Origin of the sequence: Nocardioides sp. 31GB23 (assembly GCF_040012395.1) — a bacterium.
Taxonomy (GTDB): domain Bacteria; phylum Actinomycetota; class Actinomycetes; order Propionibacteriales; family Nocardioidaceae; genus Nocardioides; species Nocardioides salarius.
Genome location: NZ_JBDYKJ010000027.1, coordinates 39,589 through 53,688 on the forward strand (window position 1 = coordinate 39,589; position 14,100 = coordinate 53,688).

Annotated in this window: 15 protein-coding genes; 2 read left to right on the forward strand and 13 right to left on the reverse strand. The window is 72.6% G+C overall.

Translation table 11 applies throughout. The annotated features are described in order from the left end of the window. Positions 1-92: 92 nt before the first annotated feature. The 4 genes from rhaS to ABKW28_RS10625 all read right to left on the reverse strand — a co-directional run bounded on the left by rhaS (position 93) and on the right by ABKW28_RS10625 (position 4,807). Entirely contained in the window at positions 93-1,148 is a 1,056-nt protein-coding gene (rhaS, locus tag ABKW28_RS10610; RefSeq protein ID WP_348609146.1) for a rhamnose ABC transporter substrate-binding protein, read from the reverse strand. Positions 1,149-1,180: 32 nt separating this feature from the next. Beyond that, positions 1,181-2,245: an ABC transporter permease gene (locus tag ABKW28_RS10615; RefSeq protein WP_348609149.1), complete on the reverse strand. Its 1,065-nt coding sequence runs from the start codon at positions 2,243-2,245 to the stop codon at positions 1,181-1,183. Beyond that, positions 2,238-3,191 (reverse strand): ABC transporter permease, encoded by a 954-nt coding sequence (locus ABKW28_RS10620; protein ID WP_348609152.1) that lies wholly within the window; start codon positions 3,189-3,191, stop codon positions 2,238-2,240. The genes ABKW28_RS10615 and ABKW28_RS10620 overlap by 8 nt, the downstream gene beginning before the upstream one ends. Before the next feature lie 110 nt (positions 3,192-3,301). Further along, positions 3,302-4,807, reverse strand: a complete 1,506-nt coding sequence (locus tag ABKW28_RS10625; protein WP_341229132.1) for a sugar ABC transporter ATP-binding protein — start codon at positions 4,805-4,807, stop codon at positions 3,302-3,304. Between the two features lie 209 nt (positions 4,808-5,016). Between ABKW28_RS10625 and ABKW28_RS10630 the strand changes: the two genes are divergently transcribed. Further along, positions 5,017-6,042: a LacI family DNA-binding transcriptional regulator gene (locus ABKW28_RS10630; RefSeq protein ID WP_341229133.1), complete on the forward strand. Its 1,026-nt coding sequence runs from the start codon at positions 5,017-5,019 to the stop codon at positions 6,040-6,042. Between the two features lie 45 nt (positions 6,043-6,087). Here the strand turns inward: ABKW28_RS10630 and ABKW28_RS10635 are convergent, their stop codons facing one another. From ABKW28_RS10635 to ABKW28_RS10645, 3 genes are read right to left on the reverse strand one after another with little or no spacing between them, the layout of a single operon-like run. Then, positions 6,088-7,356, reverse strand: a complete 1,269-nt coding sequence (locus tag ABKW28_RS10635; RefSeq protein WP_348609155.1) for a D-arabinono-1,4-lactone oxidase — start codon at positions 7,354-7,356, stop codon at positions 6,088-6,090. Next, complete coding sequence (locus ABKW28_RS10640; RefSeq protein WP_348609168.1) at positions 7,353-7,802, reverse strand: nucleoside deaminase; 450 nt, start codon at positions 7,800-7,802, stop codon at positions 7,353-7,355. Before ABKW28_RS10640 ends, ABKW28_RS10635 begins: the two co-directional genes overlap by 4 nt. Positions 7,803-7,840: 38 nt before the next feature. Continuing rightward, positions 7,841-8,326: a tRNA adenosine deaminase-associated protein gene (locus tag ABKW28_RS10645; protein WP_193669731.1), complete on the reverse strand. Its 486-nt coding sequence runs from the start codon at positions 8,324-8,326 to the stop codon at positions 7,841-7,843. A 137-nt stretch (positions 8,327-8,463) separates the two neighbouring features. Between ABKW28_RS10645 and upp the strand changes: the two genes are divergently transcribed. Beyond that, the gene (gene upp / locus ABKW28_RS10650; protein WP_193669732.1) at positions 8,464-9,105 is read left to right on the forward strand and encodes a uracil phosphoribosyltransferase; all 642 of its coding nucleotides are present in this window, start codon (positions 8,464-8,466) and stop codon (positions 9,103-9,105) included. Positions 9,106-9,188: 83 nt separating this feature from the next. On the opposite strand, the gene ABKW28_RS10655 is transcribed toward upp, so the two are convergent. The 6 genes from ABKW28_RS10655 to ABKW28_RS10680 all read right to left on the reverse strand — a co-directional run bounded on the left by ABKW28_RS10655 (position 9,189) and on the right by ABKW28_RS10680 (position 14,037). After that, positions 9,189-9,620 carry an organic hydroperoxide resistance protein gene (locus tag ABKW28_RS10655; RefSeq protein WP_193669735.1) on the reverse strand — a complete coding sequence of 144 codons (432 nt, stop codon included), beginning with the start codon at positions 9,618-9,620 and terminating at the stop codon, positions 9,189-9,191. A gap of 97 nt (positions 9,621-9,717) precedes the next feature. Continuing rightward, complete coding sequence (locus ABKW28_RS10660; protein WP_348609157.1) at positions 9,718-11,088, reverse strand: NAD(P)(+) transhydrogenase (Re/Si-specific) subunit beta; 1,371 nt, start codon at positions 11,086-11,088, stop codon at positions 9,718-9,720. Beyond that, on the reverse strand, positions 11,088-11,402 hold the full coding sequence (locus ABKW28_RS10665) for an NAD(P) transhydrogenase subunit alpha (RefSeq protein WP_348609163.1): 315 nt from the start codon (positions 11,400-11,402) through the stop codon (positions 11,088-11,090). The genes ABKW28_RS10660 and ABKW28_RS10665 overlap by 1 nt, the downstream gene beginning before the upstream one ends. Beyond that, the gene (locus tag ABKW28_RS10670) at positions 11,399-12,538 is read right to left on the reverse strand and encodes an NAD(P) transhydrogenase subunit alpha (RefSeq protein WP_348609166.1); all 1,140 of its coding nucleotides are present in this window, start codon (positions 12,536-12,538) and stop codon (positions 11,399-11,401) included. The genes ABKW28_RS10665 and ABKW28_RS10670 overlap by 4 nt, the downstream gene beginning before the upstream one ends. A 37-nt stretch (positions 12,539-12,575) precedes the next feature. Continuing rightward, positions 12,576-13,142 (reverse strand): RNA 2',3'-cyclic phosphodiesterase, encoded by a 567-nt coding sequence (thpR, locus tag ABKW28_RS10675; RefSeq protein WP_193669738.1) that lies wholly within the window; start codon positions 13,140-13,142, stop codon positions 12,576-12,578. A gap of 187 nt (positions 13,143-13,329) precedes the next feature. After that, entirely contained in the window at positions 13,330-14,037 is a 708-nt protein-coding gene (locus tag ABKW28_RS10680; protein ID WP_348609171.1) for a VIT1/CCC1 transporter family protein, read from the reverse strand. Between the last annotated feature and the right edge of the window lie 63 nt (positions 14,038-14,100).

The following is a 14,100-nucleotide window of genomic DNA, read 5'->3' on the forward strand; positions in this document are numbered from 1 at the left end:
ACCGGGGCGGGGGGCTCCTCCCCCACCCGCAGGTGGGGGAGGAGCCGTCAGGTGGTGCTCAGGCTCGAGCCGGGGACCTCGTCCCCATCTGCTCAGAAGTCGTACTCGTCGATGTTGTCGGCGTTGAAGCGCGTCGGCGGCCCGACGATGACGACACCGTTCTCACCGATCGTGCGCTCCCCGAGGTCGCCGGCCTCGAACGAGTCACCCTCGGCACCGGTGATGTCGCCGTCGACCAGCGCCTGTCCGGCGTGCGCCGCGACATAGCCCAGCTGAGCGGGGTCCCAGAGGGCGAACTCGGTGACGGTGCCGTCCTTGACGAACTCACGCATCTCGTTGGGCAGGCCGAGCCCGGTCAGGGACACCTTGCCCTTGTACCGGGAGGTGGAGAGGTACTTGGCCGCCGCTGCGATGCCGACGGTCGTCGGCGAGACGATGCCCTTCAGGTCGGGGTAGGACTGCAGGAGGCCCTGCGCCTCCTTGAAGGACTTGTCCGCGTCGTCGTCGCCGTAGACCTTGGTGACGATCTTGATGTCGGCGTAGTCGGGGTTGGCGGCGATCTCCTCCTCCATGAACCTGATCCACTCGTTCTGGTTGGTCGCCGTGGCGGTGGCCGACAGGATCGCGATGTCGCCCGCGCCGCCGATCTGCTCGGAGATCATCTCGAGCTGCACCAGCGCGACGTCCTTGGCCTCGACCTGGCTCACGAAGAGGTCGCGGTAGTCAGGGTTGGTGTCAGAGTCGAAGGCGACGATCTTGGCGCCGCCGTCACGGGCCGCCTGGAGCGCCGGGCCGACCGCGTCGGGGTCGTTGGCCGCGATGACCAGGACATCGGTGCCCTCCTGGGTCGCCTGCTCGATGAAGGGGACCTGCGCGCTCGCGCTGGCCTCGAGCGCCCCGAGCACCGACGAGTCGAGGCCGAGCTCCTCGGCGCCCTCCTCGCCACCCCCGAGCACGACGTCGGTGTAGGGGTTGTTCAGCTGCTTGGGCAGGAAGACGATGCTGGCGGCGGAGTCCTCTCCGTCGCTGCCGGAGTCCGCGCCCACCGAGCCGCAGGAGGCGACGGTCAGGGAGAGGGCAGCCGCGGTGGCCGCCAGGGCGACCGCCCGACCGCGACGGCGCCCGAACGCCTGGGAGAACAACTTCATGGTGGATCCTTTCGTTCTGACGCTGGGCGTCGTCACCCGCCGGCGGGCGCCGACGGGGAGCTGGTGGAGGTGAGCCGGGCCAGCCTGCGGCGCTCGCGCAGCGCCGCGAGGAGGCTGGGGGTGACCACCGAGAGGATGAGCAGGGCGCCGGTGACGATCGTCAGCGCGGTCTCCGGCACCCGGGCCAGACGCAGCGCGTAGGTGACGGTGCCGATGAGCAGCACCCCGGTGACGACGCCGAAGACGGTGCCACGGCCACCGAAGATCGACACGCCGCCGAGCAGCACCGCAGCGATCACGGTCAGCTCGAGACCGGTCGCGTTGTCGGGTCCCGCGCTCGCGTAGCGCAGCGTCCAGAAGACACCAGTGACGCCGGCGATCGCGCCGGAGACCGTGAAGAGGACCAGCTTGGCCCGGTCGACCCGGATGCCCGCGAAGCGAGCCGCCTCGCTGCTGAAGCCCAAGGCGTAGAGGGAGCGGCCGAAGGGGGTCTGGTGCAGGACGACGGCGAAGACCGCCACGAGCACGACCACTCCGACCATGGCGACCGGCACGCCGGTCTCGCCGATCCGTCGCGTCGCCAACCGGGTCAGCTCCGACGGGAAGTCGGAGACCTTCTGGTCCCCGATGACCACCAGGGCCAGTCCCCGGAACAGTGCGAGGGTGCCGATGGTGACCGCCAGCGACGACAGTCCGAGCCGGGTGATCAGCAGCCCGTTGAACGCGCCGCACAGGGCCCCCACCGCGACGCAGATGGTCATGACGACCCAGATGCTCAGGTCGGTGTCGCGCCACAGCACGCCCATGACCGCACTGGCCAGGCCGGCGGTGCTCGCCACGGAGAGGTCGATCTCGCCGGTGATGATGATGAGCGTCATCGGCATGGCCAGCAGCAGGACCGGGATGACCCCCACGAGGAGGAAACCGAGCGTGACCGTCGAGGCGAAGTTGACGATGATCCCGGAGGCCAGGGCGACGACCAGGACGAGGGCCGCGAAGAGACCGACGTCCGGTCGGTGAAGGAGCCGGGCGACCAGCGATGGGCCGGACTCCGGCACCGCGGGTGCGGCGGGGAGTGGGGTGCGGGTCTCAGTCATCTCGGGCCTCGCTGACTCGGAGCTTGTTGGCGCGACGGATCGCTGTCACGCGGTCGACCACCACGGCGGCGAGGATGAGCACACCGACGATGGCCTGCTGCCAGAACTTGTCGACCCGGGTCGCGGTGAGCGAGCTCGTGATCGTGCTGAGCAGCACTGCACCGACCGCGGCCCCGGCCACGCTCCCGACCCCACCCGAGATGGCCACGCCGCCGACGACCGCAGCCGCGACCACGTCGAGCTCCAGGCCGCTGCCGGTGAGGGCGCCCACGGAGTTGTACCTCGACGCGTACAGCACCCCGGCGAGGCCGGTCAGCGCCCCGCACGCTGAGAACGCGAGCAGGACCCGAGCCTGCACCCGGATGCCGAACAGTCCGGCCGCCTCGGGGTCCGAACCGATGGCGTAGAGGTCTCGACCAGACCGGCGGTAGGCCATGAACACCGCTACGGCCACCACGACGACCAGGGCGAGCAGGGTGATCAACGGGACACCCAGCACGGTGTCGACGGAGAGCCGTCCGAAGGCGCGGGGGTTGTCACCGGAGAAGTACTGCTTGCTCCCGGCCCAGCTCGACAGGACCCCCCGATAGACGTAGAGCGTCCCGAGCGTGATCACGAGGGCCGGCACCTTGGCGACGGTGACCAGGACCCCGTTGACGGCGCCCAGGGCGCCACCCAGGACCATCCCGGCCAGCACCACGGCTGGGATCGGCAGACCGGGGGCGGACTCGAAGATGGCGCCGACGCTGAAGGCGACGATGCCCAGGATCGCTCCCACGGAGAGATCGACGTTGCGGGTGATGAGCACGACCGCCTGGGCCACCGCGAGGATCACCAGGATCGTGGAGTTGAGCATCAGGTCCTTGACGCTCTGCGGCGACAGGAACTGGTCGTTGACCAGCCAGGTGACCAGCACGAGCACCACGAGTGCGATGGCCACAGGCATCTCGCGGGCCCTGAGCAGGGGCGCGACACGCTGGCGGCGCGGGCGTCGGGGAGGTTCGTGCGCCCCGGCTGCGTCCCGGGTGTCGCCGGGGACGCTCGTGGTTGTGGACATCAGGCGACAGCTCCCTCGGTCGTGCCGGTGGCCGCGTGCATGACCCGCTCGGCGGTTGCCTCGTCGCGGGACAGCTCGGCACTGACCCGCCCCTCGTGCATGACCAGCACCCGGTCGGCCATGCCCAGCACCTCGGGCAGCTCGGAGGAGATCATCACGATGGCGACGCCCTGGCCGGCCAGGTCCGAGAGCAGGCGGTGCACCTCGGCCTTGGTGCCCACGTCGATGCCACGTGTCGGCTCGTCGACGATGAGCAGCCGCGGCTCGGTGGCCAACCACTTGGCCAGGACCACCTTCTGCTGGTTCCCACCTGACATCGTCGCGGCGGCATGGTGGGGACTACCCGTCTTCACCTGGAGCCGCCGGGACCAGATCTCGGCCGCCTTCCTCTCCGAGCGGTTGCTGATGAGCCCGAACCTGGCCAGCCGGGACCTCAGCGTGAGGGTGAGGTTGCGCGCGACGCTGAGCTCGAGGACGAGTCCCTGGCGGCGACGATCCTCCGGCACGAAGCCCATGCCGGCGGCGATCGCAGCACGCGGGGAGCGACCAGGCACGACCTGCCCGTCCATGAGCACGCGCCCCTGGTCGTAGGCGTCGACCCCGAAGACGGCCCGGGCGACCTCGCTGCGCCCGGCACCCACCAGGCCGGCCAGGGCGACGATCTCCCCCGACCGCACCTCGAAGGTGACGTCGCGGAACAGCCCCACGCGAGACAACCCCTCCACCTGGAGCACCGGATCGCCGATCTGGGCCACCTCCTTGGGGAAGAGGGCGTCGATGTCGCGGCCAACCATCTCGTTGACCACCTCGTCGACGCTCACGTCCTCGGTGCGGTGGGTGGCCACGTAGGCGCCGTCCCGCATGACGGTGAGGGCGTCGCAGAGCTCGAAGACCTCCTCGAAGCGGTGCGAGATGAAGATGAGACCGGCGCCGCGGTCACGCAGGCTGCGCGCGACGCCGAAGAGCCGCTCGACCTCCACACCGGAGAGCGCCGCCGTCGGCTCGTCCATGATCAGCAGCCGGGCGTCGAGGCTGATGGCCTTCGCGATCTCGATGATCTGCTGGTCGGCGATGGACAGGCCCTCTGCCTGGCGGTCCGGGTCGATCGGCACACCGAGGCGCGCGAAGAGGCGGTGGGCGTCCTCACGCATCCGGGCCCGGTCGATCAGCCCCAGCCTGGTCAGCGGTTGGCGCCCCACGAAGATGTTCTCAGCGACGGAGAGGTCGGGGAAGAGGGTCGGCTCCTGGTAGATCACGGCGACACCGGCGGCCTTGGCGTCCGCGGTCGACCCGAAGTCCACGTCGCGGCCCTCGAGGCGCAGCACGCCGGTGTCGCGTCGGTAGAGACCACCGATGATCTTGACCATGGTCGACTTGCCGGCGCCGTTCTCACCGATGAGGGCATGGATGGACCCCGGCTCCACGCACAGTCGCCCGGCGCTCAGCGCCGTCACCGACCCGAAGGACTTGGACACGTCCTCCAGGACCAGGATGGGCTCCGCCATGGTCGACTCCTTGATGTGAAAGGTTTCAATGGGACGTCGTCACGGTAGGTGAGCACAGTCACAGGCGTCAAGGAGCACAGGGAAAAATTCACTGGCAGCAGTGCATCGTGTCGGGTCCCGAACATGCATGATCGTCCCCAGTTGTGGTAGATCGTTTCAAGGAGATGGCGCGGGCCCTCGCTCGTACCCGGACCAGGCCAGGAGGCCTCATGCCCACCGACTCGGCCCGAAGTGCTTCGGTCAAGGACGTCGCCGTGGCGGCGGGGGTCTCCCTGGGCACCGTGTCCAACGTGCTCAACCGGCCAGACCGCGTCAGCCCTGCCACCCGCGACCGGGTTCGCCAGGCGATGCTCGACCTCGGCTTCGTCCGCAACGAGTCCGCCCGTCACCTCCGGTCGGGCACCAGCCGGACCCTGGCCTTCGTCATGCTCGACGCCGGCAACCCGTTCTTCACCGATGTCGCACAGGGCGTCGAGGGCGCCGCCGAGGACGCCGACCTGACGGTCATGCTCTTCAACAGCGCCAATCGGTCCGATCGCGAGGGGGCACATCTCGCCCTGCTCGAGCAGCAGCGAGTCCAAGGGGTCCTGGTCACGCCCGTCGATCCGGACTCGACCTCGCTCGACGAGCTCGCCGCCCGCGGCACTCCTGTGGTCATCGTCGACCGTCGTCGACAGGACGACTCCTTCTGCTCCGTGGCCGTCGACGACGTCCTCGGTGGGCGTCTGGCCGTCGAGCACCTCCTCGACCGGGGCCACACCCGGGTCGCCGTCATCGGTGGGCCCGACGACCTGGGACAGGTGCGCGACCGGCTCAAGGGCGCCCGAGAGGCCTGGGCGGAGGCCGGCCGCCCGGACGAGGCACTGGTGCACCTCGCCACGCCGGCGCTCGACGTGGCGGCGGGTCGCGAGGCCGGCGACCGCCTGGCTGGGCTCCCCGCCGCTCGTCGCCCGACGGCCGCCTTCTGCCTCAACGACCTGGTCGCGCTGGGTCTGCTCCAACAGGCGATCGGTTCGGGCACGAGGGTCCCCGAGCAGCTGGCGATCGTCGGGTACGACGACATCGACTTCGCCGCTGCTGCTGCAGTGCCCCTCACCTCCGTGCGCCAGCCGCGGCAGGAGCTGGGGCGCCGGGCCGCTGCCCTCGTGCTCGAGGAGGCCACGGATCCCAGCCACACGCACCAGCAGGTGCTCTTCACCCCCGAGCTGGTCGCCCGGCAGTCGACGCGCCGGTAGACGCGACCGCCCCACCCAGCCGCCCGAGCCGGGTCTGAGGAGCCCTCAGGCCAGCCCGACCCGCTGCACGAACTCGTTGACGAAGACCCCGACGGGGTCGACGCGTCGCCGCAGCGCCCGGAAGTCCTCGGCCCGCTCGTACGCCGCCGCCGCGTCGAATCCGGGCCCGAAGACCTTGCCCCAGTGCGGACGCGGCGCGAACGGAGCCAGCGCGGACTCGACCCGCTCGACAGCGGCCGCGACCTCGGTCGGGCGGTTGCGCCAGGTGAAGTGCAGGGCCAGCGAGTCACGGCCCTGGGCCGGCGAGAGCCACAGGTCGTCGGCGGCGACCGTGCGCAGCTCGCTGGCGTGCAGCAGCGGGTCGAGCTCCTCGCCCAGGCCGCGCAGCGCGGCGAGCGCCGCGCCGGCCCGCTCGAGGGGCACGAACCACTCGCTCTGGATCTCGTCGCCCTGGCTGGGCTCGCGGTCGTGGCGGAAGTGCGGGAGCCGTTCGATCCAGGGGCCGTCGGTGCCCCGCAGGGTCATCGAGTCCCCCAGCCCGAGCAGCGGCGACCCGGCGCCAGCGGCGACGGCCTCCCCCATCAGCCCAGCGGCGCGGTCGAGGTCGCCGCTGGGGTCCGGCACCCGGGCCTTGACCAGCACCTCCCCCACGAGGTCGCCGCTCCACCGGGTGAAGACGCTGGTGCTGAAGCCGAGGCCGAGCACCCCCACGGGGTCGGCGAGCAGGGCGTCCCAGCGCAGGTCGAGGTGCAGCTCCTGGCGCAGGTCGTAGGGCGCCACCAGGTCGAGCTCGACCTCGACGACCACGCCCAGCGCCCCGAGCGCGACCACGCTCCCGAGGTGGTCGGGCTCCCCGCGGCGCACCGTGCGCAGCGCCCCGTCGGGCCCCACCAGCACCAGCGCCGCGACCGCAGCGCCCAGGGCCTGGTTGGCGGTGCCCGAGCCGTGGGTGCCGGTGGCCACGGCCCCGGCGGTCGAGATGTGCGGCAGCGAGCCCATGTTGGGCAGCGCCAGGCCCGCCTCGTGCACGGCGCGGGCCACGACGGCGTACCGCTGGCCGCCGCGGACGGTGACCCTGCGCGCAGGCGCGTCGACGACGACGGGGTCGGGGAAGCCCGTGGTGCTCAGCAGCGTGCCGTCGGTGTCGCAGAGGTCGTTGAAGGAGTGCCGGGTGCCCAGCACGCGCACCTTCGTCGCCGCCTCGACCTCGCGCTGGACCTCGGCGACGCTGCGGGCCTCCACGAAGCGGGCCGCGCGATAGGTGTGCGAGCCCGCCCAGTTGCGGATCGACCCGGCCGGGCCGGCCCCGTTCACGACCCCGCCCCGGCCCCGCGGTGCGCGGCGAAGAACTCCTGCAGCAGCGCGGCCGACTCGTCGGCGAGCACCCCGGCGACCACCTCGGGGCGGTGGTTGAGACGGCGGTCGCGCACCACGTCCCAGAGGCTGCCCACGGCCCCGGCCTTGTCGTCGTACGCCGCGAAGACGACGCGCTCGACCCGGCTCAGCACCGCCGCGCCGGCGCACATCGTGCACGGCTCGAGGCTCACCACGAGGGTGCACTCCTCCAGCCGCCACTCGCCGCGCGCCTGCGCCGCCGCCCGCAGCGCGACCACCTCGGCGTGCCCGGTGGGGTCGGCCTCGGCCTCGCGCACGTTGCGGCCGCGGCCCAGCACGGCACCGGTCGCATCGACGACCACGGCGCCGATCGGCACGTCGCCGGTGGCCAGCGCGGCGCGCGCCTCGTCGAGGGCAGCGCGCATCTCCGGCTCCCAGGGGCCGGTGGGGCGGGGGGTGGCGCTCACGCCGAGGTCAGGCCGACCACGTCGTCGAAGAGCTCGCCGAAGCCCAGGCGACGCGCGACCTCGGAGAGCAGCTCGTCGGGGTAGAGCTCCTCGTCGTCGATGAGCTCGGCCATGGTCGCGGCGCTGACACCCAGGTCGGCCAGCAGGCCGACCTCACCGGCCGGCTCCGGCTCGTCGTCGTCCTCGGGGTCGGGCAGGTGCAGGTGCTCGAGCACCGAGGCCGCCAGCTCCCACTCCTCGGCCGCCGTCACGTCGGAGAGCAGCAGACGGGTGGTGCCGCCCGAGACGCGCACCAGCACGAAGAAGTCCTCGTCGATCGCGACCAGGCCCAGGGTCCCGGCGTCGCCGGGGAAGCGCCGCAGCGCGCTCGCGAGCACGTCGACGTCCTCGAGGTGGTCGTGGGTCAGCTCGGCGACCACCCACTCGCCGTCGGTGCGGTAGGCCGCCAGCGCGAAGTCGACCTCGTCGAACTGCTCGACCATGGGGACACCCTCCGGGACGGACGAACCACGCTGCTGCACGGACGTGCGGCACTTCCTACAGTGACAGACGTCCGGGTGCGGCGACCAGTCCCTTTCCCGCGGCCCACCCCTCCGGGCAGGCGCACTAGGGTGTCGCCATGCGCACCCACGTCGTGGACCACCCGCTCGTCACCCACAAGCTCACCACGCTGCGGGACCGGAGCACCGACTCCCCGACGTTCCGGGCGCTGACCGACGAGCTGGTCACCCTGCTGGCGTACGAGGCCACCCGCGACGTGCGGGTCTCGACCGTCGAGATCCAGACCCCCGTCTCCCCCGCCACCGGCGTCCGGCTCGACTCCCCGAAGCCGCTCGTGGTGCCGATCCTGCGCGCCGGCCTGGGCATGCTCGACGGGATGATGCGCCTGCTGCCGACCGCGGAGGTCGGCTTCCTGGGCATGGTGCGCAACGAGGAGACGCTCGAGGCGTCCACGTACGCCGAGCGGCTGCCCGACGACCTGTCGGGCCGCCAGTGCTACGTGCTCGACCCGATGCTGGCCACCGGCGGCACCCTGGCCGCCGCCATCCGCTTCCTCACCGACCGCGGCGCCGACCACATCACCGCGATCTGCCTGCTCGCCGCCCCCGAGGGCTGCGAGCGCCTGGCCGCCGACCTCGAGGGCCTCGACGTGCCGGTCACGGTCGTCACCGCGGCGATGGACGAGCGGCTCAACGAGAAGGGCTATATCGTGCCCGGGCTCGGCGACGCCGGCGACCGGCTGTACGGCGTGGCCGGCTGAGCCACGGCGCCGCGGGGGACGTCATACGGGCGGGACGTCCGTCCCTCCCGACCGTATGACGTCCCGTGGCGCAGCCGTGGCGCTCAGGCGCCCTTGCCGGTGACCGTCACGGGCACGTTGCCGCGGGTGGCCTTGGAGTAGGGGCACACCTGGTGGGCCGCCTCGACGAGCTCCTGGGCCCTCGCGTCGTCGACGCCGGGGATGGTCGCGGTGATGTCGACGGTGACGGCGAACGACTCGCCCTCGGGGCCGAAGCCGACCGCGATCTCCAGGGTCGAGTCCGCGGCGTCCACGCCGTGCTTCTTGGCGACCAGGCCCAGCGCGCCCTGGAAGCAGGCGCCGTAGCCGACCGCGAACAGCTGCTCGGGGTTGGTGCCGGTGCCGGGACCGCCGGTCTCCTTCGGCGCGGTCAGGGTCAAGTCGAGGATGCCGTCGTCGGACTTGGCGTGGCCCTGTCGGCCGCCCTTCACGGTGGCGCGGGCGGTGTAGACGATCTTCTCCGGTGTGTTGGTCATGGCTCCAGCCAACCCGGCCGCGCAGCGAGCTGTCTCACCCCCGTGGCGCCGGCGGTCGTGAGTTTCATCGGCCGGCCGACGGAGCTGGCGGCGGCCGTCAGAGCGCCTTGACGGCCGCGAGCAGCTTGGCCAGCGAGTCCTTGGCGTCACCGAAGAGCAGGGTGGTGCGGGGGTCGAAGAGCAGCTCGTTCTCGATGCCGGCGAAGCCCGGGCGCATCGAGCGCTTGAGGAAGACCACCTGCCGCGCCTGGTCGACGTCGAGGATCGGCATGCCGTAGATCGGCGCCGAGGGGGTGCTGCGGGCGGCCGGGTTGACCACGTCGTTGGCGCCCACGACCAGCACCACGTCGGTCTGCTTGAAGTCGCCGTTGATGTCGTCCATCTCGGCGAGCTGCTCGTAGGGCACCTGCGCCTCGGCGAGCAGCACGTTCATGTGGCCCGGCATCCGCCCGGCGACCGGGTGGATCGCGTAGTCGACCTTCGCCCCGCGGGCCAGCAGCACCTCGACGAGCTCGCGCAGGGTGTGCTGGGCCTGGGCCACGGCGAGCCCGTAGCCGGGCACCACGATGACCCGGTCGGCGTACGCCAGCAGGATCGCGACGTCCTCGGGTCCCGAGGAGCGCACCGGGCGGTCGGAGGCCTCGCCGGCGCCCAGGGTCGAGCCGCCGCGCAGCGCCCCGAAGAGGATGTTGGCCACCGACCGGCCCATCGCCCGCGCCATCAGCAGGGTCAGGAAGGTGCCGGCCGCGCCGACCAGGGTGCCGGCGACCAGCAGCACCACGCTGCCGAGCACGTAGCCGCCAGCGGCGACGGTCAGGCCGGTGAAGGCGTTGAGCAGCGAGATCACGATCGGCACGTCGGCCCCGCCGACCGGCAGCACCAGCAGCACGCCCAGTGCCAGGCCCACCAGCGCGAGCACGACGCCGAGCGCGAGGGACGCCTCGAGCACCACCAGCACCGAGAGTCCGACGCCGCCCAGCAGCGCGGCTGCGAACGCGACCGGGAGCCCGGGGAAGACCACCGGGCGCGAGGTCATCAGCTCCTGCAGCTTGGCGAAGGTGACCGCCGAGCCGGCGAAGGAGACCGAGCCGACCACGATCGTGAAGGCCGTCGCGACGAGGTCGAAGCCAGGGGTGCCCGCACCCATGTGCTGCAGCTCCAGCAGCGCCACCAGGGCCGCCGCGCCACCACCGACGCCGTTGAAGAGCGCCACCATCTGCGGCATCTGGGTCATCTGGACCCTGCGCGCGCCCACGACCCCGACCAGCGAGCCGAGCGCGATCGCGGCCAGCATCTGCGGCACGTGGTCGAGCTCGAGGTAGACGAACGGCACCGTCACCGCGACCACCGCGGCGCCCGCGCCGACGAGGTTGCCCAGCCGTGCGGTGCGCGGGCCGGAGAGCCCCTTGAGGGCCAGGACGAAGCAGACCGCGCAGCCCAGGTAGACCAGCTGCACCCAGGTCGGCATCACCGGTCGGACCGATCGGCGGGCGCGGGGCGCGGCTTGCGGCGGGAGAACATCTGCAACATGCGGTCGGTGACCACGAACCCGCCGACCATGTTGATGGCGGCCAGCACGATCGCGACCAGCCCGACGACCAGCGCAGGTGTGGAGTCGGTGGCGCCGGTGACGATCACCGCGCCGAGCAGGATGATCCCGTGGATCGCGTTGGCCCCCGACATCAGCGGCGTGTGCAGCGTCGAGGAGACCTTCGAGATCACCTCGGTGCCCACGAAGACGCTGAGCACGAAGATGGTCAGCCAGACCACGCCCTCGCTCACTGGACCTCCCCTTCCGCCGGGCCCTCGACGAGCACCCGGGTCGGCTCGTGCCGGATCACGCCGGCGTGGGTCACGCAGGCACCGGCCAGGATCTCGTCGTCGAGGTCGAGCACCAGCTCGCCCTCGGGCGCGAGCAGCGTGACCAGGTTGACGACGTTCTGGGCGTAGAGCCGCGAGGCCGGGCCGGGCATCTGGGCCGGCACGTTGCGCCCACCCCACACCTGGGCCTCCCCGATGCGCACGACCTCCCCGGCGACCACGCCCTCGACGTTGCCGCCCGAGTCGGCCGCGAGGTCGACCACGACCGAGCCGGGCCGCATCTGCTCGACCATCGCCCGCGTCACCAGCACCGGCGCGGTGCGCCCGGGCACGGCCGCGGTGGTGATCAGCCCGTCGGCGGCGGCGACGTACGGCGCCAGCAGGTCGCGCTGCAGCCGCGAGCGCTCCTCGCTCATCTCGCGGGCGTAGCCGCCGGCGCCCTCGAGGGTGGGCAGGTCGAGCTCGATGGCCTGCGCGCCCATCGAGCGGATCTCCTCGGCGGCGGCCGCGCGCACGTCGTACGCCTTGACGACCGCGCCGAGCCGCTTGGCGGTCGCGATCGCCTGGAGGCCCGCGACGCCGGCGCCGAGCACCACGACCTCGGCGGGCGGGACGGTGCCCGCGGCGGTCATGTTGAGGGGGAAGAAGCGGCGCAGCAGGCCGGCGCAGACGATCGCGCAGCGGTAGCCGGCGACCAGCGACTGCGACGACAGCGCGTCCATCGACTGGGCTCGCGAGATCCGCGGCACCAGCTCCATGGCCAGGCTGGTCACCGACAGGTCGCGCAGGTCGCGCACCAGGTCGGGCTCGAGCGCGGTCGGCAGGAACGAGACCGTCACGGCGCCGGCGGGCAGCCGCCGGGCCGCCTCGCGGGTCAGCGGCTGCACCGAGAGCACCAGCTCGGCATCGGGGAGCGGGTCGTCGACGACGCTCGCGCCCGCCTCGGCGTACGCCGCGTCGTCGGCCAGGGCGCCCAGCCCGGCGCCGGTCTCGACCAGCACCTGGTGGCCCAGCCCGGTCAGCTTGGCCACGAGCTCGGGCACCAGCGCCACCCGGGCCTCGGCCTCCCGCGTCTCGCGCACGACTGCGACTCTCACCCTGGTCAACCTAGGGGAGATCGCCGGCGACCGCGCGTCACTCGCCGGAGCCGACCTCGACGCGTTCGAGCACCTCGTGGCGGGGCCGGCGGCGGGCACCCTGCCCCAGGTGGGAGGCCACGAGCGCGACGCTGCCCGCTCGCCAGGTGGGCCCGCGGTAGCCGTCGAGCAGGCGCACCCAGTCGTCGACGTGCCCGGCGCGCCGCAGCCGGGCCACGGTCACGTGCGGGCGGAAGCGCTGGCCGTCGACCCGCGCGCCGCTGACCGCGCCGGCGGTGCGGCAGCCCACGGCGAGGCGTTCCAGCTCGTCGTGCGGCTCGGCGTCGACACCGGCCCACAGCACCCGCGCCGCGGCGGGGTCGGGGAACGCGCCGCCCCCGGCCACGCGGGCCTCGACCGGCGTACGCCGCGCGGCCGCGGAGCGCAGCCGCTCCGCCACCTCGTCGAGGCGCCACTCCTCGACGTCGCCGTAGAAGGCCAGGGTGACGTGCAGGTGCTCGGCCAGGCTCCACCGGAAGTCGGCGGCCCCGCGCCGCACCTCGAGGAACGCGTCGAGGTGCTCGACCGCCTCGGTCGGTGGCACCAGTGCAGCGAAGAGACGCACCCCGCCAACCTAGCCGCGACCCGGCCCGGATCTCCCGCCCACCCGGCCCGTTCTTCGCGTCGAGCCGGCGCAGATCTCCCACCGAGCCGGCCCGGACCTGCACGGGGAGGTTCGGGCCGGGTCGGTGCGAGGTCTGGGCCGGGTCAGCGCGAGATTCAGGCCGGGTCGGCGCGAAGTTCGGGCCGGGTCAGACGACGTGGGCGCCGAGGAGGGTGCCGATCAGGTAGGTGACGGCCATGGCGAAGAGGCCGCCGGCGACGTTGCGCAGCACCGCCCGGCCGGTGGGGCCGTAGCCCAGCTTGGCGCTGGCCCAGCCGGTGAGGGCCAGGGCCAGGGCGACCGTGCCCATGGTCACGCCCACGCGCAGGTCGGCGACGACGAGCAGGATGGTCAGCAGAGGCAGCAGCGCGCCGATGGTGAAGGCCAGCATCGAGGCGCCGGCCGCCGCCCAGGGGCTGGTCAGGTCGTCGGGGTCGATGCCGAGCTCGGCCTCGGCGTGGGCGCCCAGGGCGTCGTGCCCGGTCAGCTGCAGGGCGACCTGCAGCGCCAGGTCCTCGTCGAGCCCCTTGCCGACGTAGATGGCGGCGAGCTCGGCGAGCTCCTCCTCGGGCTCCTCCTCGAGCTCGCGGCGCTCCTTGTCGAGCAGCGCCTGCTCGGAGTCGCTCTGGGTGCTCACCGAGACGTACTCGCCCGCCCCCATGCTCATCGCCCCGGCGGCGACCGCGGCGACGCCGGCGACCAGGATCGCGTTGCGGTCGGTGGTCGCGCCCGCGACGCCGACGACCACGCCGGCGGTCGAGACGATCCCGTCGTTGGCGCCCAGCACCGCGGCGCGCAGCCAGTTGAGACGGTTGTTGATGCCGCTGCCGTGCGGCTCGTCGTCGTGACGGGCCACCTCGCCCGTGGACAGGTCGAGATCGGGGTCGAGCGCGGATCTCGTCTCGGGGGGGGGGGGGGG